Genomic DNA, 24,409 nt, shown 5'->3' with positions numbered 1-24,409 from the left:
GAGTGTTTTTATTTCATTTACGCTATGACAAAAATGTCAAAATATGGCAAAAATGTCGATTATTGATTTTATATATGAATCATTATTAATATATTGAATGCTATCGCTAATAAATAAATTATTTTTGGTTTAATTCGCTATTTGTTTAGCGAGATCTCAAAATTTCAAAAACCTTATTTTTATAATGGTTTTTATGCTAGAAAGGTATTTTCTATTACCCACAAATAAAGTAGTGTTTATTTTTCTATAAAAAGTGAATATAGCGTTAATTTTTATTTTTTATTATTAACATTCGTCATTTAAAATATACTTTGTATTTACTTTTTACTTTATTTATCTAGCGGGCATAAAATTTTTTGATAATTTTTAAAAAAATTTTTCTTTTTAAGAATCAAATAATTATGGTATTTTTACCTTGTTTTTATATACTAGCAACGGTATCTTGATTAACGACTATGATCCATATCAATTTTAGAAGTTAGCCCCTTTGCTACTATTATTGCGTACTATAATTATTCTAACATCATAAGAGAGTGTTGGTATGAAAGCTGACAGCCCTTTTAATTTATTATCCCCTGCTGACATGGCAAAAATTGCCGATGATGCATGTTGTTATAAAGCAAATAAACAGACTTCGATAACATATTTATCTGCCTTTACGGCGGGAATGTTTATTTCAATTGCATTTGTTTTTTATATCACAGCAACCACGGGTACAGCATCTGTTCCTTTTGGACTGGCTAAATTAGTCGGTGGTATCTGTTTCTCTTTGGGGTTAATGCTTGTCGTTGCCTGTGGCGCCGACTTATTTACTTCCACTGTTCTTACTATAATCCCTAAAGCAACTGGACGTATATCATGGGGCAAAATGCTTGCCAACTGGATAAATGTCTATATTGGTAATTTTATTGGTGCACTTTTTTTTGTCGCACTAATCTGGTTTGCAGGTCAATACACCGCAGCCAATGGTCTTTGGGGTCTTAATGTTCTACAAACAGCACAACATAAAGTTGAACATACGGTTATTGAAGCAATTTGTTTAGGTATTTTAGCTAACTTAATGGTTTGTCTTGCAGTCTGGATGAGTTATGCAGGCCGTACACTGATAGATAAATTATTTGCACTTATTTTACCAATCGGTATGTTCGTTGCTAGTGGATTTGAGCACAGTATCGCTAACATGTTTCTTATTCCATTAGCTATAGTGATTAAAAATTTTGCACCTAGTGAATTTTGGACAAATATAGGTGCATCACCAGAACAATTTTCAGATTTAACGGTATCAAATTTTCTAGTCGATAATTTAATACCAGTAACTATCGGTAACATTATTGGCGGGGCCGTCCTTGTCGGTCTGGTATACTGGTTAATGTATCTGCGCAATGCTAAGCATTAATTGTGTGGGTATGACTGATTTCTTAAGTTCCATTGCAAAAAGGTAGAAGTATCATGTCTGATTTAAATGAAAAATTTGCTCAAGCATGGAAAGGTTTTTCTGAAGGTGAATGGTCGAATAGCGTTAACGTTCGTGACTTTATCCAAAAAAACTATACTCCATATGAAGGCGACGAATCTTTCCTAGCAGGTTCCACTAAAGCAACAGATACACTGTGGGATCAAGTCATGGAAGGCATCAAAATCGAAAACCGCACTCATGCGCCGGTTGATTTTGATACTTCTGTAGCTGCAACTATTACTTCTCACGATGCAGGCTACATTGCGAAAGATTTAGAACAAATCGTAGGTTTACAGACTGATGCACCTCTAAAACGTGCAATCATCCCATTCGGTGGTATCCGTATGGTTGAAAGTTCATGTCATGCTTACGATCGCGAGCTAGATCCTGAACTGAAAAAAATCTTCACTACTTATCGTAAAACCCATAACCAAGGTGTTTTCGATGTATATACTCCAGACATTTTAAAATGCCGTAAATCAGGTATTTTAACAGGTTTACCAGATGCTTACGGTCGTGGTCGTATCATTGGTGACTACCGTCGTGTTGCTCTATACGGTATCGACTTCCTACGTAAAGACAAATTCGCTCAATTCACTTCTTTACAAGAAAGAATGGAAAAAGGCGAAGACTTAGAAATGACCATCCAACTGCGTGAAGAAATTGCAGACCAACACGCAGCATTAGGTCAAATCCAAGAAATGGCAGCAAGCTATGGTTACGATATCTCTCGTCCAGCGCAAAATGCAAAAGAAGCAGTACAGTGGACTTACTTCGGCTATTTAGCTGCAGTTAAATCACAAAATGGTGCTGCTATGTCCTTCGGTCGTGTATCTACCTTCTTAGATATCTATATCCAACGTGATATCGACGCAGGCATTTTAACAGAAGAACAAGCTCAAGAATTAATTGACCACTTAGTCATGAAATTACGTATGGTTCGTTTCTTACGTACTCCTGAATATGATGAACTGTTCTCTGGTGACCCAATCTGGGCAACTGAATCATTAGCAGGTATGGGTTTAGATGGCCGTACTATGGTAACTAAGAATACATTCCGTTTCTTAAATACCTTATACACTATGGGTCCATCACCAGAACCAAACATGACTATTCTATGGTCAGAACAACTGCCTATTAACTTCAAAAAATATGCAGCAAAAGTCTCCATCGATACATCTTCAATTCAGTACGAAAATGATGACTTAATGCGTCCTGATTTTGACAGTGATGACTATGCAATTGCATGTTGTGTAAGCCCAATGGTTGTGGGTAAACAAATGCAGTTCTTCGGTGCTCGTGCTAACTTAGCTAAAACATTACTGTATACCATCAATGGTGGTGTTGATGAAAAACTGAAAATGCAAGTAGGTCCAAAACATGCGCCAATCATGGACGAAGTCTTAGATTTCGATACCGTGATGAACCAAATGGACCGTTTCATGGATTGGTTAGCAACTCAGTACGTTACTGCACTGAATGTTATCCACTATATGCATGACAAATATAGCTATGAAGCTGCACTGATGGCTCTTCATGATCGTGATGTTTATCGTACAATGGCATGTGGTATCGCAGGTCTTTCTGTTGCTGCTGACTCATTAGCTGCAATCAAATACGCGAAAGTTTCACCAGTACGTGATGAAAATGGCTTAGCGGTTGACTTCAACATTGAAGGTGAATACCCACAATTTGGTAACAACGATTCTCGTGTTGATGATATCGCTTGTGACTTAGTTGAACGCTTTATGAAGAAAATTCAGAAACTGCGTACATACCGTAATGCGGTACCTACACAGTCTATTCTGACTATCACTTCAAACGTTGTTTATGGTAAGAAAACAGGTAACACACCAGATGGCCGTCGTGCTGGTGCTCCATTTGGCCCAGGTGCTAACCCAATGCATGGTCGTGACCAAAAAGGTGCTGTTGCTTCACTCACATCTGTTGCTAAACTGCCATTTGCTTATGCGAAAGATGGTATTTCTTATACCTTCTCAATCGTACCAAATGCATTAGGTAAAGATGACGATGTACGTAAAGCTAACCTTGCAGGTCTAATGGATGGTTATTTCCACCATGAAGCGAGCATCGAAGGTGGCCAACATCTGAATGTGAACGTAATGAACCGTGAAATGCTGTTAGAAGCAATGGAAGATCCTGAAAAATATCCTCAGTTAACTATTCGTGTTTCTGGCTATGCTGTTCGTTTTAACTCTTTAACTAAAGAACAGCAACAAGACGTTATCACTCGTACATTCACACAAACAATGTAATAAAGATATGTATTTATTTACTGAGAAAGTAGATAAAATCGCATAGAATAAAGGCCCCTACTTGGGGCCTTTTTATCTAGACAGTTTTGGAGTAATCCTGTTATGTCCTTACTTGGTCGTATCCACTCATTTGAATCCTGCGGTACTGTTGATGGTCCCGGAATACGTTTTATTGTTTTCTTTCAAGGATGCCTAATGAGATGCCTCTATTGTCACAATCGTGACACATGGGATACTCATGGTGGGCAAATTGTCACTGTTGATGAATTAATGAAAGAAGCGGTTACCTATCGCCATTTTATGAATGCATCTGGCGGTGGTGTTACGGCTTCTGGTGGTGAAGCCATTTTACAGGCCGAATTTGTTCGTGATTGGTTTAGAGCCTGTAAAAAAGAAAATATTCACACTTGTTTAGATACCAATGGTTTTGTGCGCCGTTATGATCCTGTCATTGATGAATTAATGGATGTGACAGATTTGGTTATGCTCGATCTAAAACAAGTTAATGATGAAATTCACCAAAAACTGGTTGGTGTATCTAACCAACGTACATTAGAATTCGCACGCTATCTCGCAAAACGTGGGCAAAAAACATGGGTTCGCTATGTTGTTGTCCCAGGTTGGTCTGATGATGATGACTCTGCTCATCGCTTAGGCGAGTTTATTAAAGACATGAAAAACATAGAAAAAGTAGAACTACTCCCTTACCATGAATTAGGTAAACATAAATGGGTAGCGCTAGGCGAAGAATATAAACTTGATGGTATTCATCCCCCTTCAAAAGAAACGATGGAAAACGTAAAATCTATTTTAGAATCTTATGGTCATAAAGTGATGTACTAAATAATACATAACACACTTTAATCCTTTAAAAACAGCGTATAATGCGCTGTTTTTCTTTTTGTACATAATTATTAATAATACTTTGGCTAATCTTTCTACTACACATTAATTATCCTTTACACTAAACGATAATAAATTTTTTATTTCCCCTTCATTGCAGTCATACAGACTAATTAACTCACCTATTCTCTTTATAAAACACATAATTATCCACATAATGAGTATAAATTTTTTCACAGGATTATTTTTACTTTATATTTAGTTTAATCAATTTGATTAATATTAAATTAAAAAGATACTATAGGTACTGCTAATATTAATTATAGTATTAAATAAAGGAAATAAAAATGGAACAAGGTAGTAACCCATCACAACCCAATCAACAACAAACTTTTACACCAACTCCTCAAAAACGAGGCTTTTCGGGTGGTATTAATTGGATAGGAACTGGGTGGGATCTATTAAAAGAAGGCATTTTTAAATGGATAGGTATTATTATTATCTATGTTATTATTAATGCAATTATCACTCTCTTGCTTTCCCTCATCCCTATTATTGGCTCAATTGCAGCGAGTTTTTTTACTGCTATCATCGTTGCTGGTATCGCAGTCATCGCTCATAAGCAATATGATACAGGGCAAATAGATATTGACCTCTTATTTTCAGGATTTAAAAACGGGCGCTATATTAGCTTGATTGGCGCTTATTGTATTTCGATATTGATAATTTTTATCGGCTTTATTATAGCGCTTGCGATTAACTGGGATTTAATTAGTACAATGATATCTCTGGTTAATGATAGTGATACGAATTCAAAATATTATCTTCAAGTATTAATAGAGAATAACTTTTCTTCTTTTATCTTATTTTTCATTATATTATTGATATTCTCACTTATTAGCGTAGCGATATCTTGGTTTGCACCTGCACTTATTTTAATCAATGGTTATAAAGCAATCCCCGCAATAAAAACCAGCTTTACTGCCGTAATAAAAAATCTATCGGGTGGCTTTGTCTATTTTATCTTGCTGTCTATTCTGACTGCGATTAGTGCAATTCCATTTGGTATTGGTTTATTTATCACTATTCCACTTTCATATGTTGCACAATACGCTTCCTATCGTGATATTTTTTATCTTAACAATATTGAAGAGCAAAATAGCAATTATACTGGCAACAATGATAATAGCTCTGAACTTGCATTAAATAGTCATTCTTCTAACAAGACTTATGATAATAATATTGTTAACTAATACCAAATAAAGACATGTAAAAAGAGCCAGTTATTTATATAAGTGGCTCTTTTTTATCGCTAAAAAACTAACTAGCAAATGGATTTTTATTATCGAAAGACTGATTAAAAAGCACGTCAGAAGTTAGATAATCATAAATTTCATCAACAATTTCTATTCCTTCTTTTTCACTGCGTTGTGCTTCTATTTGACTATTTTCACCAGGATAAAGTACCTTTTCAACGCCTTCTGCTGGCTTAATTTGATTTAACTCGGTCATTACTTGCGAAATATGCTCTTTAAATAAAGTAGTATCAGTAAAGAAAGCGGGATTAATCACAATATGTAATTGACCCAATTCTCGCCCTTGCGTTAAATCGTGATACATAGAACTAACGTGCTTACCAAAAGGTAATCCTAATAAAATACCAGATAACACATCTACCATCATCATTAAGCCATAGCCTTTAGGCCCTGCGATAGGCAATAACCCTTTTACAGCAAAAGGATCTGTTGTAGGTTGCCCTTTATCGTCAACAGCCCATGTATTAGGAATATCTGCATGGCGAGAGCGAGCATCAAGCACTTTACCCCATGCTTGTACTGTTGTTGCCATATCAAATGTAATATGTTTATCACCTATACCTGGTGCTGAGAATGCAATAGGATTAGTGCCATAATACACTTCAGATCCACCAAAAGGCACCACCATAGGATCAGATTGGCAAAGTGAAATACCAATCATGCCTGTTTGTGATGCTTGCTCAACAAAATAAGAAAGTGCACCACTATGACCTATTCGTCTTACACCAACAATGGCAACGCCTTTCTCTTTTGCCATTATAATGGCTTTTTCCATGGCTTGTTTTGCCGCAACATGACCTGCGCCATTGTCGCCATCAAAAATAGCACTACAAGGCCCCGTTTCAGTATAAGTAAAATTAGGATGGGTATTCGTTCCACCTTTGCTAATACGTTCAGCATAATATTCAACGCGTACAGCACCATGAGAGTGAATGCCTTTCGCATCAGCATGTACTAATACATCCGCAACAGTATCAGCATGGTCGTTATTTAATCCTGCATGATGTAATTTATTTTTGATTAGTTCATGTAACTGTTGTTTAGTTACTATCATAGAATTGACTCTTTATTGTAGGGTTCTTATAAATAAGAATATCGGTAAGTAATAATAATTAATAAATTTATGCTATAAACTTAATCTAACAGTATTACATGCTGATGCTGTGATCGGTTTAACCAATAAAGTATTACGTTATATTTTTGTTAAATAGACCTTTTTTTATTAAAAAGCTTTTTATAATCTTTCTATTATCTATTAATTAAATAAGAAAAAAGTGAAGCTATTACTCACTTCACTTTTGTCATTTAATTAACGTATTAATCATTATGGAACAGGAACAGCTTCGCCTTTAAATGATTCTAAAATAAATTGCTTTGTTTCTGGAGAAGTCAGTTGTGCCATTAATTTTTCAATACGAGGATCATTCTTATCCTCTTCTCTTACTACAATCACATTGGCAAATTTACTATTAGCCGCAGGCTCGGTGTAGATAACTTCTTTGGTTAAATCTAATCCTGCATTAATAGCAAAGTGTCCATCAATTGATGCAACATCAGCCTCACCATTTTTATAAATTTGTGGCAGTAATGGACCATCATAATTAAAAAGGAATTTTATGTTGCGTGGATTTTCAACAATATCATCAATGGTTGAGTCATCAGGATCAATACCTGAACGTAATTTTATTAAACCTTCATCTTGAAAAAGCTTTAGAATATGACCATGCTGAGCGAGATTATTACTGCTAATCATTTTTGCGCCATTAGGTAAATCCTGTAAGCTTTTATACTTTTGAGAGAAAAAACGATACGGGTGCATATGTACCGCACCAGCAGAAACTAATTTCCAATCAGGGTGATCGGCTAATGTTTTATTTAAATATGGGACATGTTGAAAGAAATTAGCATCTAATTCTTTTTCAGCTAACGCTTGGTTAGGAATAATGTAGTCATTAAAAATACGAATATCGAGATCAACGCCTTCTTTCGCTAATTGCGGTTTAATAAATTCAAGAATTTCTGCATGTGGTGTACTTGATGCACCAATAATAAGTTTATCGTGTGATTTTTCTTCCGCTGGTTTGCACGCTGAAATAGCTAGGCCAATAAATAGCAAAGTACCCAGCTTTTTTAATACTGTAAGAGTCATTTTATTACCTTTTAAAATTTAATTTTGGTTAATTTTTTATTTACTAACGTTTATCTATACTACGTACAACACCATCACCAATTAATTGGATACATAAAACAATCAATAAAATAACCAATGTAGCAACCCAAACAACATCAAGATGACTACGTTGAAATCCTTCTAAATACGCTAAATTCCCTAACCCACCGGCACCTATTGCACCTGCGACTGCGGTTCCACCGACTAATGAAATTAATGTCACAGTAAGACCTGATATTAAAGCAGGTGATGATTCAGGTAATAACACTTTAAAGATAAGTGTTGATAAATTAGCGCCCATTGATTGGCTCGCTTCGATTACCCCTTTATCAACTTCGCGTAGTGCCAATTCAACTAATCGAGCATAGAAAGCACCTGCTGAAATAACTAAAGCAGGAAGTGCTGCATTTACACCTAATATAGTTCCTACAATCCATTTAGTTACCGGGAAAAGTAAGATAATTAAAATAATAAAAGGTACAGCCCTAAAAATATTAACAATAAATGAAAGAATACGATAAATAATAAGATTTTCTTTATAACTCTCTTTAGCTGTTAAAAATAAGGTAACACCAATAAAAATACCTAATACACAAGAAAGCGCACCAGAAACAAATGTCATATAAAGTGTATTTAACGTTTCTTCACCTAATACATTTAATTTTAAATGGGGTAAATAATCTTTAACCCAATGTTGTATTTCATCCATATTGTATAACCGTTAAATTAAAATTATTATTTTCGAGATAATGAATAATCTCGTTAGATTTATTTTTTAATTGCAAATAAATAAAACCATTTTCTTGTGAGAAGTTACCTTTTATTAATTTAATTGGCTCATTAAATTGAGATATTAGGTCATAAAGAAAATAATCTTGTTGCTTATTTTCTTGCAATAATACTCTTATTATCGTGCCTTGTTGTTTTAATGCGATAATATCGTCATTACTATCAATAAGATGGGTAGATTGAGATAAAAATTGTTGAGTGACGTGATGTTTAGGCTTTTCAAAAACCGTACTAACATCACCTTGTTCGATAATTTTACCTTGCTCAATAACGGCAACTTTATTACATATTGCTTTTACTACCTGCATTTCATGAGTTATAAGAACAATCGTAATATTTAATTTACGATTGATTTCAGCAAGTAGCGATAATATTGTTTGTGTTGTTTTAGGATCTAATGCTGATGTTGCTTCATCACATAATAGAACATCAGGATTATTTGCCAACGCTCTAGCAATACCTACACGTTGTTTTTGTCCACCACTTAATGTTGATGGATATTCTTCGGCTTTATCAGAAAGCCCAACTAATGCCATTAATTCATTAGCTCGCTCTGTACGTTGTTTTTTATTTACACCTGAGATCTCAAGTGGAAATTCAATATTTTCTCTAACAGTTCTCGACCACAATAAATTAAAATGTTGAAAGATCATTCCAATTGAATGACGTATTTTACGGATCTCTTTTTCACTGCTGGTCGTAATATTGTTTTGACCAACGATAACCTCGCCTTTTGTCACCGTTTCTAGCCGATTAAGTAAACGGATCAAACTGCTTTTACCCGCGCCACTGTAACCAATAATGCCGAAAATATCACCTTGTGAGATATTAAGGTTAATATTATCAACTGCAACTGTTTGCTTTTTCCCTCGTTGATAAATTTTGCTGACATTTTTTAGTGTTATCATTTTTATTAACCCATTTTAAATAGAGATCTAGATGGCTAAACGTCTGGAAATCCAAGTTAATGATAATAAGTCAAATTGTCAAGTAGGTAATAAAAAACCGATAAAACAAATAAACATATCTTAGGATAAAATTATCTATTTTATTTCTAATTACACGTTTATATTTCACCTTAAACTGAAAAAATAGTTTTAAGATTCTTAATGATGATAATAAATAGTTATTTACACTTAGTAAGAACTATAAAAAAACCCTCTGTAAAAACAGAGGGTTTCATTATTTAAATCTTTTTTATTGGCTAAATAATTAACCGATAAATTCTAGACCATTCATATAAGGGCGTAATACTTCTGGTATTTCAATACGGCCATCAGCCATTTGATAGTTTTCTAAAATTGCAACTAGTGTACGACCTACAGCAAGACCTGAACCATTTAGTGTATGAACAAGTTGTGTTTTCTTATCACCTTTAGAACGGAAGCGAGCTTGCATGCGTCGTGCTTGGAAATCCCACATGTTTGAGCATGAAGAAATTTCGCGGTAAGTATTTTGAGCAGGCACCCAAACTTCTAAATCGTAAGTTTTACGTGACCCAAAACCAATATCACCAGTACATAAAATAACTTTACGATAAGGTAAGTTTAAAAGCTGTAATACTTTCTCAGCATGACCCGTCAGTTCTTCTAGTGCATCCATAGATTTTTCAGGATGTGCAATTTGAACAAGTTCAACTTTATCAAATTGGTGCATACGAATAAGACCGCGAGTATCACGACCATAAGAGCCTGCCTCAGAGCGGAAACACGGCGTGTGAGCAGTCATACGCAGAGGCAGAGCATCCTCTTCTAGGATTTCATCTCTTACCATATTAGTCACAGGAACTTCAGCCGTTGGAATAAGCGCATATTGGCTTTCAGTTTCTTCTTCTAAAGGCTTAGTATGGAAAAGATCATCACTGAATTTTGGTAACTGACCTGTACCATAAAGCGTTGCATGGTTAACTAAGTAAGGGACATACAGCTCTTGATAGCCATGCTCTTCTGTGTGCAGGTTAAGCATAAACTGAGTAATTGCACGATGTAGGCGCGCGATTTGCCCTTTCATCACAACAAAGCGAGAGCCGGTAATTTTAACCGCAGAAGCAAAATCTAGACCATCCGTTAACTCACCTAATGTTACATGATCTTTTAATTCAAAATCATACGTTTTTGGTGTGCCCCAACGAGAGACTTCAACGTTTTCGCTATCATCTTTACCATTTGGTACAGCATCATCAGGGATATTTGGAATAGTTAACGCGTAATCACGAATTTCAGCTTGCAGTTTTTCTAATTCAGCTTTTGCTTTTTCGAGTTTTTCACCTAACAGGTTAACTTCCTGACGAAGTGGCTCAATATCTTCACCGCGCGATTTGGCAGCACCAATGGACTTCGATCGAGAATTACGTTCTGCTTGCAGGGATTCAGTTTCAACTTGTAACACCTTACGGCGTTCTTCTTGTTGACGAATTTTTTCTACATCGAGGGTGAAACCCCTGCGAGCCAGTTTTTCGGCGACCGCGTCTAGCTCATTACGCAGTAGATTTGGATCGAGCATGCTTATCCTGTGCTTATTAATTTAATAGTTTAATAAAAACCTTTCCTCACTATTGAGAAAAAGCATAGTTAAAAAATTACTGATATTTAAACAACCTTACCGCAACTTTACAATTAACGATAGCGTTTTGTCGCACTATTTTGATCTTGTTGAGAAAGCCAGTCTAATTTCTCAGCAACCTTGATTTCTAAACCTCTTTTTACGGGTTCGTAGTAGTGAGTATCTGCCATTTCTTTAGGAAAATAGACTTCACCAGCAGCATAAGCATTAGGTTCATTATGTGCATAGCGATATTGTGCACCTAATCCCATTTCTTTCATTAATTTTGTAGGTGCATTACGCAAATGTTCTGGCACATCATAATCCGGTTTATTTTTCGCATCATTTAATGCCGCTTTAAAGGCCGTGTACACTGCATTACTTTTAGGCGCACAAGCAAGATAAACAATCGCTTGTGCTATCGCGCGCTCACCTTCAGCTGGGCCTACTCGTGTAAAGCAATCCCATGCAGCTATAGCGACTTGCATTGCTCGAGGATCCGCATTGCCAATATCTTCAGAGGCGATAGCTAACAAGCGTCGTGCCACATAAAGTGGATCGCCACCCGCTGTAATAATTCTCGCATACCAATAAAGCGCTGCATCAGGTGCTGAGCCTCTTACTGATTTATGTACAGCAGAAATTAAATCGTAAAATCGATCACCTTTGTTATCAAATCTTGCACTGCGTTCTCCACCCACTTCTTTTAGTAATTCAGGTGTTAAGATGCGCATACCTTGGCTGTCTACTTCCGCCATATCAGCCATCATTTCAAGCAAGTTTAATGAACGACGAGCATCACCATTGACTAATTCAGCGATCATTCTTTTTGTATCATCAGGTAGCACAATATTGCGACCACCTAATCCGCGCGAGCTATCCTCTAATGCTTGCTGTAAAACAAGCTCAATATCACTTTCAGTCAGTGAACGTAGTAAGTAAACTCGGGCTCTTGAAAGAAGTGCTGAGTTTAATTCAAAAGAGGGATTTTCGGTTGTTGCACCAATAAAGGTTATTGTGCCATCTTCAATATGAGGCAAAAAGGCATCTTGCTGGCTTTTATTGAAACGATGGACTTCATCAACAAACAAAATTGTTCTACGACCTGCATTACGATTTTGACGTGCAATTTCAATCGATTCTCTAATTTCTTTTATACCTGATGTTACCGCAGATAGTCTTTCTATATCCGCATTGGCATATCGACCAATAATTTCAGCCAATGTGGTTTTACCTGTACCTGGAGGCCCCCATAAGATCATGGAATGCAATTGACCCGCCTTAATCGCACGCGGTAGAGGCTTACCTTCTGCTAATAAGTGAGTCTGTCCAATATATTGTTCTAACGTTTCTGGCCGCATTCTCGCGGCCAAAGGTTGGAATTCATTGTGTGAAAAATCGAGTGATAAATTACTCAAAATATCCTCACTGACGTTGATCATCCACAGTCACACCTTCTGGTGGTGTAAAGTGGAAGGTTGATGCGTCAACCGTTGCTGATTTCTGAGCTGTCAGTTGATAGTTGCTGACTTGTCCATCTTGCTCAGTCGCTGCAAACTGTTGGATTTGACCATTAGGTAAAACAGTAATCGTGAAGTGTTTTAAGTTATTTTCTGTTTTTGGTGTTAACTCAAATTTATCACCTTTTTGTTTTACATCATAATTTTGCCATTCTTTGCTGTCATTACGTGCAATCAACATAAATGGTGTATTAGTCGTTGCACTTTCAAGCCATGTAGCTGTGACTTGTTCAACAAAAGGGTTATAAAACCAAAGTGTTTTACCATCAGAAATTAGGGTGCTCTCATCAGGTGATGTCATTTGCCAGTTAAATAAATCAGGGCGTTGTACTTTTAAATTACCTTCACCTTTTTGAATTAATGAGCCTTCATTACTTGTCACTGTTTGGCTAAAATTTGCCTGAAAACTGTTTATTTTATTTAAACGTTGTTGTAAATCTTGGCGAGCATCAGCCCAAGAAGCCTGACTGGTAAATATTGTCATTGCACACACAGCGAGTAATAATTTTTTCATTTTTTCAAGCCCTCTGGCTGAGATAACGCCGACATAATGTCGGCGTATTATTTATAAGTTATTATGCAGATTATCATGTCATTGGATATGCTGATAACTGATTTTTCAAGACATTACATATCTGAAGGTGGTGGTGCTAGCACATCACGAGTATTGTTATGATTTGGCGTACTGACAATGCCTTGCATTTCCATTTGTTCAACAATTCTCGCTGCTCGGTTGTAACCAATTCTAAATTGACGTTGTACACCAGAAATAGAAACTCGCTGTTTCTCAACAACAAATTCTACTGCTTGATCAAATAATGGATCAAGCTCTTCACCATCATCATATCCACCACCACTGTTTTCACCTTCTTCACCACATTTCGTGATAGCTTCGATATATTGTGGACGACCTCGTGCTTTCCAGTCTGTTGCCACAGCATGAACTTCATCATCACTGACAAAAGCACCATGGACACGCTCTGGCATATAACCATTTGGCGCATAGAGCATATCACCCATACCGAGTAAAGATTCTGCACCACCTTGGTCAAGGATAGTACGAGAGTCGATTTTGCTTGATACCGTAAAGGCGATACGGCTTGGTATATTGGCTTTAATTAACCCTGTGATAATATCAACAGAAGGTCGTTGAGTTGCTAATACAAGATGAATTCCCGCAGCACGTGCTTTTTGTGCAAGACGAGCAATCAGCTCTTCTACTTTTTTGCCAGCTGTCATCATTAAATCAGCAAATTCATCAACGACTACAACGATATAAGGCTCTTTTTCTAGCATTGGTATTTCTGTTGCCATGCTATCTGTTGATTTCCAGAATGGATCTGGAATTGGTCGCCCCATAGCTTCAGCTTCTTTGATTCTTTCGTTATATCCTGCCAGATTACGGACACCTAATGCAGACATTAATTTATAACGGCGCTCCATTTCTGCCACACTCCAACGCAGTGCACTGGCTGCATCTTTCATATCAGTCACAACTTCTGTGAGTAGGTGTGGAATACCTTCATAAACAGAAAGTTCTAACATTTTAGGATCAATCATAATAAAGCGAACATCTTCAGGTTTTGCTTTATAGAGAATGCTGATAATCATCGCATTCACACCGACTGATTTACCCGACCCTGTTGTACCAGCAACCAGTAAGTGAGGCATTTTTGCTAAGTTAGCCACAACAGGTTCACCGCCAATATCTTTACCCAAGACAACAGTTAATGGCGAATGGCTATCGCGGAATGAATCACTATCGAGCAATTCACGCATATATACTGTTTGGCGTTTTTTGTTTGGTAACTCTAGCCCAACATAAGGTTTACCAGGGATTACCTCTACAATACGTACCGCAGTGGCTGAAAGTGAACGCGCCAAATCGCGTGAAAGGTTTGAAATTCGAGCCGCTTTTACACCTGGCGCCAGTTCTAATTCGAAACGTGTAATAACAGGTCCAGGTGAAATACCAACCACTTTTGCTTTAACACGATAATCATTAAGACGAGCCTCAATCAATTTAGCAATACGTTCCAGCTCAAACATATCAACAGGCTCTTCTTCAACAGGCGGTGTTGTTAATAAGTCGAGTGATGGCATTGGCGTAGTCGGCTTTTGCAACGGTCTGTCATTACGCATCAAGAATGGATGAATTAATGATTCTTGCTGTTGCTGTTGCTGTTGCTGTTGCTGTTGCTGTTGCTGTTGCTGTTGCTGAGCCAAATTGTGAGTCACATTAGGCTGTGATTCAACTCTTGATTGTGTTGGTGTGTCTGATGGTTTTGCTTCAAAAGCCATTGGTGTAAAGACTGGTTCAACGGCTTCATCTTCCAATAAATCATCAAGTGGAGAAAAACGTTCTAACGCCGTTAAATCTTCTTCTAACTCAATCGTTGGACTATATTCATCCTCTTCATCATCACGTGGCGATACCTGTAAAAAAGCATTGCTTGCAGGATATTGTGTTTGTGGCTCAGTGCGCTGTACTGGTTGCGTTGATTGAGATGCAAAAGAATGCTCAATATGAGGATGATAGCCTAATGCTGTTTCTAGTTCTTTTGTTGAAATAGTTGGTAAATGTTCATCATCAGTTAATGCACGGCCATTCGCATAACGTTGTTCTTGCTGTTGTTTAAATTGAGTAGCTAAATGTTGCTGATGCACATCCTCTTCGTCATCAAATTGATTATGTGTATTTGATACAAATGTTTCTGACGAAATATGTGGTTCATCATCGTATTGCTCATTAGATACAGGCATTGATACTTGAGATTCATTTTCCTGCTCTATTACATCATCGCCATAACGCTCACGTTGTTGTTCAAAAAACTGCTGACGCAATGCTTGTTCAAAATTCGCTTGTTCGTGTAAATCGGCTAAATTATTTTCATCAGTTTCAGTATGAATATTTTCTTCACGACGCTTTAGCTCAGCTTCACGTTGAGAAGGGATATGGATTCCATACATTTCACGACGTGTAGGTAAACGAACTGGGTTTGGTCTTGGTAATTCAGGCCCAATGCCTTGTTTGACTTGAGTGCCATGTGTCACGATAGCCCCTGTTGCACCAGCAGCTATTGTTGAGGCTGTTTGAGCAAATGAAGCACTGTCAGCATCAGGAGCCGTGAATGTGGGCTCTGTTTTCTCAATATGGGTGCGTACTTGTGTTTCGTTCTGACTTTGTTGAACAGGAGTAGAATGCGCTAACGATATATCTTTATCATCTGCATCATGGTCTGTTATTGATGACGCACTATCTTGATTTATACCAGCATAACCTTTTAAGAAAGCATCTGGAATTTCAAAGCGATAATGTTCTATATTGTCATTATCATCGCTATTTGATGTAGCATGCGGTAAAACTGCATTTGTATCAAGATGTTGAGATTCTGTATTTAAATGTGATGTACTGTCTATATTTGAAGATACTTGTTGTACAGTTCCTGTATCAATAGGCTGTTGATTATGCTCATTTATTACAGAAATAGATGGAAGTACTTCTTCATCTAATTCTTGCTGATTAGTTAGCTCATCGCCACTCTTAGAATTAGACTTCTGTTCTAGTGCTTCTTCTGAGGTTTCAGGCTCATGTTGCTGACGAGCTAACTCTAGCACTGAGGGTGTTGAAAATAAAATATCGTCGCTGTCTTGCGCTACAATAGATTGCCCATGGTTATTATCTAATTGATGTTGATAATCAGAACGTTCTTTATTATCTTCTTGCGCTTTTTCATCTGTATATTCGTTATACTCATTTTCGTCATAGTCAGCATCATTGTCATAATCAATATCTTTTTGGCCTCTATTGGTAACAAAGCCAATCGCTCCCAAGATAACTGCACCCATTTTTTCAGTAATGGTTAACCATGACCAGCCTGTAAACAGAGTAAAACCAATCGCCCATACACAAAGCAGTGCAAGTGTTGCACCTAATACGTTAAACCAAGGTAGTAATGCCTTGCTAAATAAGCTACCAACAACCCCACCTGAGCTGAAGTTATAAATATCATCAAAGTTGATATCGGCTAATGCACAAGATGTTAAAACCAGAGCCAAGGCACCAATTGTGCGTAAAGAGAGAGAAAAGAAATCGGTATATTCACGATTTTTTTGATAACGCAGTGAATTCCAGCATCCAAACACAATAACAACAGGAATGGCATAAGCTAGCAAACCAAATGCTGAAAAGAGAATATCAGCACACCACGCTCCAATACCTCCACCTAAATTTTGGATAGGTTCATTCCATGTTGTTTGTGACCAACTAGGATCAGAAGGATGGAAGCTGAATAAGGAAACCATTAAAAAGATAGCACCAATACCGATTAAAATGAGGATAGCTTCCCATATACGTCGGCGGTTACTTATTTTGGTTAAACGAATATTTTTGTCTTCGGTATATTCCTGGCTCAAAGAGGGCTCTCCAGGTTTAACTTAGGGTTAAAATGGAACAACGCTGAGATAACCCAGCGTTGAAACTGTATGCATAAACAGGAGTGTACCTAACTTTTCCTATTTTGCACAACCTTTAAGTTGGCTTAGCGAGTTTTAATAACAAGGCGATTGCTTTGTTTAACTTCTTCCATTACAACATAAGTGCGCGTGTCATTAACACCTGGAAGACGTAACAGAGTTTCACCCAGTAATTTACGATAAGCTGACATATCAGGTACACGAGTTTTCAACAAGTAATCAAAGTCCCCAGAAACTAAATGGCATTCTTGGATTTCTTCTAGTTTTTGAACAGCCATATTAAATTGTTCAAAGACATCAGGTGCACCACGGTTTAGTGTAATTTCTACAAATACCAGCAGTGAAGCATCTAGATAATGTGGATTTAATAATGCAGTATATCCAGAGATAAATCCTTGGCGCTCCAGACGACGAACACGCTCTAAACAAGGCGTTGGTGATAAACCAACACGTTTAGATAATTCAACATTGGAAATACGACCATCTTTTTGTAGTTCATTTAGAATATTCCGGTCTATTCTATCAAGATCTTTACCCGGACGCTTTTTATTATCAATCATCTCTATACTCTCTTTCTCTTTTTCTCTACTTTATTTTTCCTATACCCATACCTGCACACCTTCAGTATCAATGTCGAAACTTTGGTATCAAACAGTCAGAGCAAACTACTAATCTATTTTCTTATAATACTCGATAAAGCGGTTGCTTTACCTCACTACTTATTAGTAAATATCGTAAAATGACTATCCTATACCACAACTGTCTCAAAAATAGTATATATACCGATTGAAGATAATTATCTTTGATAATCATGTTTTCGCAAAAGTACAGCCGATTGTCAAAGTAAATGAGTAAAAATCAGAACAAGGGGCTATATTACTCTCTATATATGCGAGTTAAGTAGCAATTGTAAAGTAAAATATTGTCTGTTAATTCGTTGATGTTACCACAATATAACTCGTTAATTATTAAACCATATTACTTTCATCTATTGCTAAAATAGTTAAAATATTCTACCTATTTCTCTTCATTGCCTTTTTTTAAGGTCTTATTTCTCCTACAATCGCTCAATTCGCATCAAGCCTAATCAGAGATGAGGTATTCATGAGCACCACAAAACATAGCAAACTTATTATTTTAGGTTCTGGCCCAGCAGGCTACACCGCTGCCGTTTATGCTGCTAGAGCAAATCTAGAGCCCGTACTGATTACAGGTGTCGAAAAAGGAGGTCAGCTGACAACCACAACAGAAGTTGAGAACTGGCCTGGTGACCCTGAAGGATTAACGGGTCCTGGTTTAATGGATCGCATGTTTGAACATGCTAAAAAATTTAATACAGAGATTATCTCTGACCATATTAATAAAGTCGATCTGAAAAACCGCCCTTTCCGTCTATTTGGTGACGAGCAAGAATATACTTGTGATGCTTTGATTATCGCAACAGGCGCTTCTGCTCGTTATATTGGTTTACCATCAGAAGAAGCATTTAAAGGGCGTGGAGTTTCAGCTTGCGCAACTTGTGACGGTTTTTTCTACCGTAACCAAAAAGTCGCCGTTGTCGGTGGCGGTAATACTGCGGTGGAAGAAGCCCTTTATTTAGCGAATATCGCATCTGAAGTTCACCTTATTCACCGTCGCGATACTTTCCGTTCTGAAAAAATCCTAATTGACCGTTTAATGGACAAAGTCAATAACGGTAATATTATTTTGCACACAGATAGAACATTAGATGAAGTTCTTGGCGATGATATGGGTGTGACGAAAGTTCGTCTGAAAGAGACTAAAAGCGATAACACCGAAGAACTTGATGTTATGGGTGTATTTATCGCCATTGGTCATAGCCCAAATACCGCTATTTTTAACGATCAACTCGCTTTAGATAACGGCTATATCAAAGTACAATCCGGCACTCAAGGTAATGCAACTCAAACTTCTATTGAAGGTGTGTTTGCAGCAGGCGATGTTATGGATCATATCTATCGCCAAGCTATTACCTCAGCAGGGACCGGTTGTATGGCTGCTTTAGATGCAGAACGTTACTTAGATGCACTAAAATCTAACTAAAATCATCACTTCCTATCAAGGCGCTATTTCAGTAGCGCCTTTTACCATGTAACATAGATGCTTGGTTGCCAAAAGCCTTTTAGTCACTTTTGGCCTTCTGATACGTTGTATCTCACCTGCAAATTTGAATCTTTTCTCATGGATAAAACTAAACAAAATGAATTGGTTCGATGGCTGAAACAGCAAAGTGCTCCAGCCCGTCGATGGCTACGGCTATCTATGATTTTAGGTGTAGTAAGTGGTTTGTTAATCATTGCTCAAGCATGGTTACTCGCTATATTACTTCAAGCGTTCATCATGGATAGTCTTAGCCGTGATACGCATATACCTACTTTTCTTACACTCATTGCTATTTTTTTACTACGCGCAATTGTTATGGCAATTCGAGAGCGAGTTGGTTATCGCTGTGGTATGGCTGTCAGACAGCAAATTCGTAAAGTCGTCCTTGATAGGCTAGAAGACTTAGGCCCTGTTTGGGTTAAAGGGAAACCCGCAGGAAGCTGGGCGACGATTATTCTGGAACAAATTGAAGATATGCAAGATTACTACGCACGCTATCTTCCACAAATGTATTTAGCCTCAATTGTTCCTATTCTTATTTTAATTGCCATTGTCCCAATTAACTGGGCTGCGGGTTTAATTCTTTTTATCACCGCCCCTCTTATTCCTATTTTTATGGCATTGGTAGGATTAGGCGCTGCAGATGCAAATCGCAGAAACTTTTTAGCACTAAGTCGCTTAAGTGGTAATTTTCTTGATAGATTAAGAGGATTAGATACATTACGTCTTTTCCATCGTGGTGATGCTGAAGTTTCACAAATTACAGAAGCAACAGAAGATTTTCGCAAACGGACTATGGAAGTATTGCGAATGGCGTTTCTTTCTTCTGGTGTATTAGAGTTTTTCACTGCGGTTTCTATTGCTGTTGTTGCCGTTTACTTTGGTTTTTCCTATCTAGGTGAACTTAACTTTGGTAGCTATGGTTTAGGTGTTACCTTATTTGCTGGCTTTTTAGCATTGATCCTCGCCCCTGAGTTTTTCCAACCTTTGCGTGATTTAGGCACTTATTATCACGCGAAAGCACAAGCTGTTGGTGCGGCTGAATCTTTAGTTGAGTTTCTTGATGCTAAGGGTGAAAAACCACAATATGCGGGTAATAAAACCCTTGATAGTGACAGTGCAATAGAAATCACCGCACATGAGCTTGAAATTCTTTCTCACCAAGGCGTTAAGCTCGCAGGTCCTCTTAATTTCACAATAAACCCGAATCAGCGTATCGCGATTGTTGGTCAAAGTGGAGCAGGTAAAAGCTCGCTACTTAATGTGTTATTAGGCTTTTTACCTTATCGTGGATCATTAAAAATTAATGGGATTGAATTAACGGAGCTTGCACCTGAGCAATGGCGAAAATGTGTTAGCTGGGTGGGTCAAAACCCTAATTTACCCGAACAAACATTGCTTGATAATATTCGCTTAAGCCAGCCTGACGCGAGTGATGCGCAAATTCATCTTGCTATTGAAAAAGCTTATGTGAATGAGTTTGTGGATTCTCTTCCTGATGGATTAAATACCGTAATAGGCGATAGCGCAGCTCGTCTATCTGTTGGACAAGCACAACGCGTTGCTGTCGCTCGCGCTTTATTATCACCTTGCCAGTTTTTATTATTAGATGAGCCAGCAGCAAGCCTTGATTCACACAGTGAGCAACGTGTGATGACGGCATTAAATGAGGCATCATTACAACAAACAACCTTACTCGTAACCCATTTATTAGAAGAAACAATCGATTATTCTGAAATTTGGGTGATGGAAAAAGGCAAAATAATAGAAACAGGGAATTATGAGACATTAAGCCACCAGCAAGGGGCTTTTGCTCGTCTTCTTGCTCATCGTAAAGAGGAACTTTAATCATGAGAGTATTGCTTCCTTTTCTTGCCCTCTATCGTCGCCACTGGTTTATGTTATTGCTAGGTATTATTCTTGCGATTTTAACATTACTTGCCAGTATTGGGCTGTTGACACTTTCAGGCTGGTTTTTAGCAGGAACGTCGTTAGCTGGATTTGCAGGTGTTTATAGTTTTAACTATATGTTACCCGCTGCAGGGGTGCGCGGTGCTGCTATTTTTCGTACAGCAGGACGTTATTTTGAAAGATTAGTTAGTCATGATGCGACATTTCGTGTACTGTCACATTTACGCGTATTTACCTTTAAAAAAATACTGCCCCTTTCTCCTGGTGGAATTGCCCGTTTTCGTCAAGGTGAGGTGTTAAATCGTTTAGTGGCTGATGTCGAAACACTCGATCATCTCTATATTCGTGTTATCTCTCCTATTATTGCCGCTTTTGTCGTCATAATGACCATTATGTTTGGTCTAGGTTTAATTGATGCTCGCCTAGCAAATATACTGGGTGGCATTATGCTGACCTTGTTGATTGTGTTACCTTTTATTTTTTATTACGCAGGTAAGCCGATAGGTCGCGACTTAACTGATTTACGTGGCCAATATCGCACACTATTAACCAGTATGCTTCAAGGTCAAGCCGAATTAACCATTTTTGGAGCACTGCCTCGTTTTAGGCAAAACTTAGCGCATCTTGAAGATAAATGGCTACATAGACAAGCACAGCAAGCTAATTTAACTGGATTATCACAATCACTTATGATCCTTGCCTCAGGATTAACAGCGACCTTAATTCTATGGTTAGCGGCTGATGGTATTGAAAGTCACTATATGCCAGAAGCCTTAATTGCACTATTTACATTCTGTGCATTAGCCGCTTTTGAATCACTAGCACCGGTGACTGTTGCTTTTCAGCATTTAGGTCAAGTTATGGCATCTGCTACACGTATTTCGCATCTGATTGAGCAAAAACCTGATGTCACTTTTCCTGTTAAAGGTGGAGAATTGATCACTCAAGCCTCATTAGCAATTAACGATGTCTGCTTTACTTACCCTGAGCAACCGTTACAGGTTCTCAATCATGTAAATGTACATATCGAGTCAGGGCAACATGTTGCATTATTAGGTAAAACAGGATGTGGTAAATCAACATTACTACAATTGATAAACCGCGCATTTGATTGTACTAAAGGCAATATTATATTGAATAATATGCCTATTACTGAATATGATGAGGCAACATTGCGTGCTATGATGTCGGTCGTTCCTCAGCGTGTTCATGTTTTTAGTCATACATTAAGAGAAAACTTAATTATGGCAAAAGCAAATGCAACAGACGAAGAATTAGAACATGTACTTCATCAAGTCGGGCTTGAGCAACTACTTGATAATGATGAAGGCTTAAATGCATGGATGGGGGATGGCGGTAGACAGCTCTCTGGTGGAGAACAGCGTCGGTTAGGTATTGCAAGGGCACTATTGCATAATGCACCTCTTGTGTTGCTTGATGAGCCGACAGAGGGCCTTGATGCCGATACTGAACAGCAGATCCTCGCTTTACTTCATCATCATTGCCAAGGTAAAACAGTATTGATGATAACGCACCGACTTCATGGATTAGATAAAATGGATAAAATTTGTGTGATGGACGGTGGCGAGATTATAGAAACAGGAACACACGCAGCCCTAATGCAACAACAAGGGCAATATGCGAAATTCCATCAAAGACAAGTATTTTCACACGCTGTTCAAGAAGAATAATATGCCATTGTTTCAGCTTGATGATAACGATGTCGATTTTCCTGAACCTCATTTGGCTTTAAAAGAGCCAAATGGCTTACTTGCGATCGGGGGAGATATCTCCCCTGCTCGTTTACGTGTAGCTTATCAATCAGGTATCTTTCCTTGGTATCTTCCTTATGAAGAACCTTTATGGTGGTCTCCTGATCCTCGTGCTGTGCTTACTGCGGGTTCACTACATGTAGGTCGTACATTACGTAAATTTTTACGTCACCAGCCTTATCAAATCACATTGAATCGTGCATTTTCTTCTGTTATTAAAGCATGTTCAGTTCGTGATGAAGGCACATGGATTGGTGAAGATATTAAATCAGGCTATGAAGCGCTGCATCAACAAGGTGAGGCTCATTCTGTAGAAGTATGGCTTGGAACTGAGCTTGTGGGTGGGTTATATGGTGTCAATATTGGCGCTATCTTTTGTGGTGAATCGATGTTTAGCCGTAAAGATAATGCCTCTAAATGCGCGTTTATTGCTTTTTATAACCATTTTCTGCGTTATGGGGGTCAACTATTTGATTGTCAGGTGTTAAACTCCCATACGGCTTCATTAGGTGCGATTGAAATAACACGAGAAAACTATTTATCTGCACTATCTCGTTGGAAAAAAGTGATTGTTGATAAAAAGTGTTGGTATCAGCAATCGTTGGAATTATAATCATTGCTTATTTTTATAAAGCCCATTTTGTTTAACCACACAAATGAGTCTCTCACTGCGTAGTGTAAACAAACGTTTTAGCAATTACATCCAGAATATGGTTTGGGTGTTATCGTGGTTTTGTTTAGTAAAACTACGAAATTAAGAATTATTACTTCTGTTATTACTTATGCTATTAAGCAAGTAAAACGCGAGTAATAGTAAGGATGTTAGTCACAATAGCAAAGTTAAGCACTTCGCTATCCAATAACATTCCTTTACATAAGACAATATTTTCGGCATTATCTTGCCGTTTAAAAAATATGGTTATTAAAACTTAGAGGATTAGATGGCCAAAGAAGACAACATTGAAATGCAGGGCACTGTACTTGATACTCTGCCAAACACGATGTTCCGCGTAGAATTAGAAAACGGACACGTCGTTACCGCTCATATCTCAGGAAAAATGCGTAAAAACTATATTCGTATCCTGACAGGCGACAAGGTTACCGTTGAGCTGACCCCATATGACCTGAGCAAAGGCCGTATCATCTTCCGTAGCCGTTGATCTCCCTCTTTCGCTCCCACTATTGCAATATTTAGATATGCTATAATTTGGGTGA

The 24,409-nt window shown here is 37.6% G+C and carries 18 protein-coding genes; 9 read left to right on the top strand and 9 right to left on the bottom strand.

From position 1 onward, the window contains the following. The first annotated feature begins 541 nt into the window (after nucleotides 1-541). The 4 genes from focA (at nucleotide 542) to M983_RS14125 (ending at nucleotide 5,828) form a co-directional block, all read left to right on the top strand. Nucleotides 542-1,396: a formate transporter FocA gene (focA, locus tag M983_RS14140; RefSeq protein WP_066752246.1), complete on the top strand. Its 855-nt coding sequence runs from the start codon at nucleotides 542-544 to the stop codon at nucleotides 1,394-1,396. Nucleotides 1,397-1,449: 53 nt separating this feature from the next. Further along, on the top strand, nucleotides 1,450-3,732 hold the full coding sequence (gene pflB, locus M983_RS14135) for a formate C-acetyltransferase (protein WP_066752243.1): 2,283 nt from the start codon (nucleotides 1,450-1,452) through the stop codon (nucleotides 3,730-3,732). Nucleotides 3,733-3,834: 102 nt separating this feature from the next. Further along, nucleotides 3,835-4,575 (top strand): pyruvate formate lyase 1-activating protein, encoded by a 741-nt coding sequence (gene pflA / locus M983_RS14130; RefSeq protein WP_066752240.1) that lies wholly within the window; start codon nucleotides 3,835-3,837, stop codon nucleotides 4,573-4,575. 347 nt (nucleotides 4,576-4,922) lie between these two features. Next, on the top strand, nucleotides 4,923-5,828 hold the full coding sequence (locus tag M983_RS14125; protein ID WP_066752237.1) for a BPSS1780 family membrane protein: 906 nt from the start codon (nucleotides 4,923-4,925) through the stop codon (nucleotides 5,826-5,828). A 67-nt stretch (nucleotides 5,829-5,895) separates the two neighbouring features. Here the strand turns inward: M983_RS14125 and allD are convergent, their stop codons facing one another. The 9 genes from allD to lrp form a co-directional block, all read right to left on the bottom strand. Beyond that, nucleotides 5,896-6,945, bottom strand: a complete 1,050-nt coding sequence (gene allD / locus M983_RS14120; RefSeq protein ID WP_066752226.1) for an ureidoglycolate dehydrogenase — start codon at nucleotides 6,943-6,945, stop codon at nucleotides 5,896-5,898. Nucleotides 6,946-7,215: 270 nt separating this feature from the next. Beyond that, nucleotides 7,216-8,040 carry a MetQ/NlpA family ABC transporter substrate-binding protein gene (locus tag M983_RS14115; RefSeq protein WP_066752223.1) on the bottom strand — a complete coding sequence of 275 codons (825 nt, stop codon included), beginning with the start codon at nucleotides 8,038-8,040 and terminating at the stop codon, nucleotides 7,216-7,218. A gap of 43 nt (nucleotides 8,041-8,083) precedes the next feature. After that, on the bottom strand, nucleotides 8,084-8,770 hold the full coding sequence (locus tag M983_RS14110; protein ID WP_066752220.1) for a methionine ABC transporter permease: 687 nt from the start codon (nucleotides 8,768-8,770) through the stop codon (nucleotides 8,084-8,086). Next, nucleotides 8,763-9,758 (bottom strand): methionine ABC transporter ATP-binding protein, encoded by a 996-nt coding sequence (locus M983_RS14105; RefSeq protein ID WP_066752217.1) that lies wholly within the window; start codon nucleotides 9,756-9,758, stop codon nucleotides 8,763-8,765. The genes M983_RS14110 and M983_RS14105 overlap by 8 nt, the downstream gene beginning before the upstream one ends. A gap of 304 nt (nucleotides 9,759-10,062) precedes the next feature. Beyond that, nucleotides 10,063-11,352, bottom strand: a complete 1,290-nt coding sequence (gene serS / locus M983_RS14100; protein ID WP_066752214.1) for a serine--tRNA ligase — start codon at nucleotides 11,350-11,352, stop codon at nucleotides 10,063-10,065. A gap of 113 nt (nucleotides 11,353-11,465) precedes the next feature. Then, nucleotides 11,466-12,809, bottom strand: coding sequence for a replication-associated recombination protein A (locus M983_RS14095; protein WP_066752253.1), 1,344 nt, complete (start codon nucleotides 12,807-12,809; stop codon nucleotides 11,466-11,468). A gap of 7 nt (nucleotides 12,810-12,816) precedes the next feature. Beyond that, entirely contained in the window at nucleotides 12,817-13,425 is a 609-nt protein-coding gene (gene lolA, locus M983_RS14090; RefSeq protein WP_066752211.1) for an outer membrane lipoprotein periplasmic chaperone LolA, read from the bottom strand. Nucleotides 13,426-13,538: 113 nt separating this feature from the next. Further along, nucleotides 13,539-17,327 (bottom strand): DNA translocase FtsK 4TM domain-containing protein, encoded by a 3,789-nt coding sequence (locus M983_RS14085; protein ID WP_066752208.1) that lies wholly within the window; start codon nucleotides 17,325-17,327, stop codon nucleotides 13,539-13,541. Nucleotides 17,328-17,452: 125 nt separating this feature from the next. Then, a complete protein-coding gene (gene lrp, locus M983_RS14080; RefSeq protein WP_004244566.1) occupies nucleotides 17,453-17,947 on the bottom strand; it encodes a leucine-responsive transcriptional regulator Lrp in 495 nt (164 codons plus the stop codon). Between the two features lie 544 nt (nucleotides 17,948-18,491). On the opposite strand from lrp, the gene trxB reads away from it, so the two are divergent. From trxB to infA, 5 genes are all read left to right on the top strand, one after another. Then, nucleotides 18,492-19,451 (top strand): thioredoxin-disulfide reductase, encoded by a 960-nt coding sequence (gene trxB / locus M983_RS14075; RefSeq protein WP_066752205.1) that lies wholly within the window; start codon nucleotides 18,492-18,494, stop codon nucleotides 19,449-19,451. Between the two features lie 138 nt (nucleotides 19,452-19,589). Next, a complete protein-coding gene (gene cydD / locus M983_RS14070; RefSeq protein WP_066752250.1) occupies nucleotides 19,590-21,359 on the top strand; it encodes a heme ABC transporter permease/ATP-binding protein CydD in 1,770 nt (589 codons plus the stop codon). Nucleotides 21,360-21,361: 2 nt separating this feature from the next. Beyond that, on the top strand, nucleotides 21,362-23,113 hold the full coding sequence (gene cydC / locus M983_RS14065; RefSeq protein WP_066752203.1) for a heme ABC transporter ATP-binding protein/permease CydC: 1,752 nt from the start codon (nucleotides 21,362-21,364) through the stop codon (nucleotides 23,111-23,113). 1 nt (nucleotide 23,114) lies between these two features. Next, nucleotides 23,115-23,807, top strand: coding sequence for a leucyl/phenylalanyl-tRNA--protein transferase (gene aat / locus M983_RS14060; protein WP_066752200.1), 693 nt, complete (start codon nucleotides 23,115-23,117; stop codon nucleotides 23,805-23,807). A 328-nt stretch (nucleotides 23,808-24,135) separates the two neighbouring features. Continuing rightward, nucleotides 24,136-24,354, top strand: coding sequence for a translation initiation factor IF-1 (gene infA, locus M983_RS14055; RefSeq protein ID WP_004244560.1), 219 nt, complete (start codon nucleotides 24,136-24,138; stop codon nucleotides 24,352-24,354). The last annotated feature ends 55 nt before the right edge of the window (nucleotides 24,355-24,409 follow it).

It is taken from the genome of Proteus myxofaciens ATCC 19692 (assembly GCF_001654855.1).
GTDB lineage: Bacteria > Pseudomonadota > Gammaproteobacteria > Enterobacterales > Enterobacteriaceae > Proteus > Proteus myxofaciens.
The sequence above is the reverse complement of the archived record's forward strand: the minus strand, read 5'-3'. Positions and strand labels throughout refer to the sequence as shown.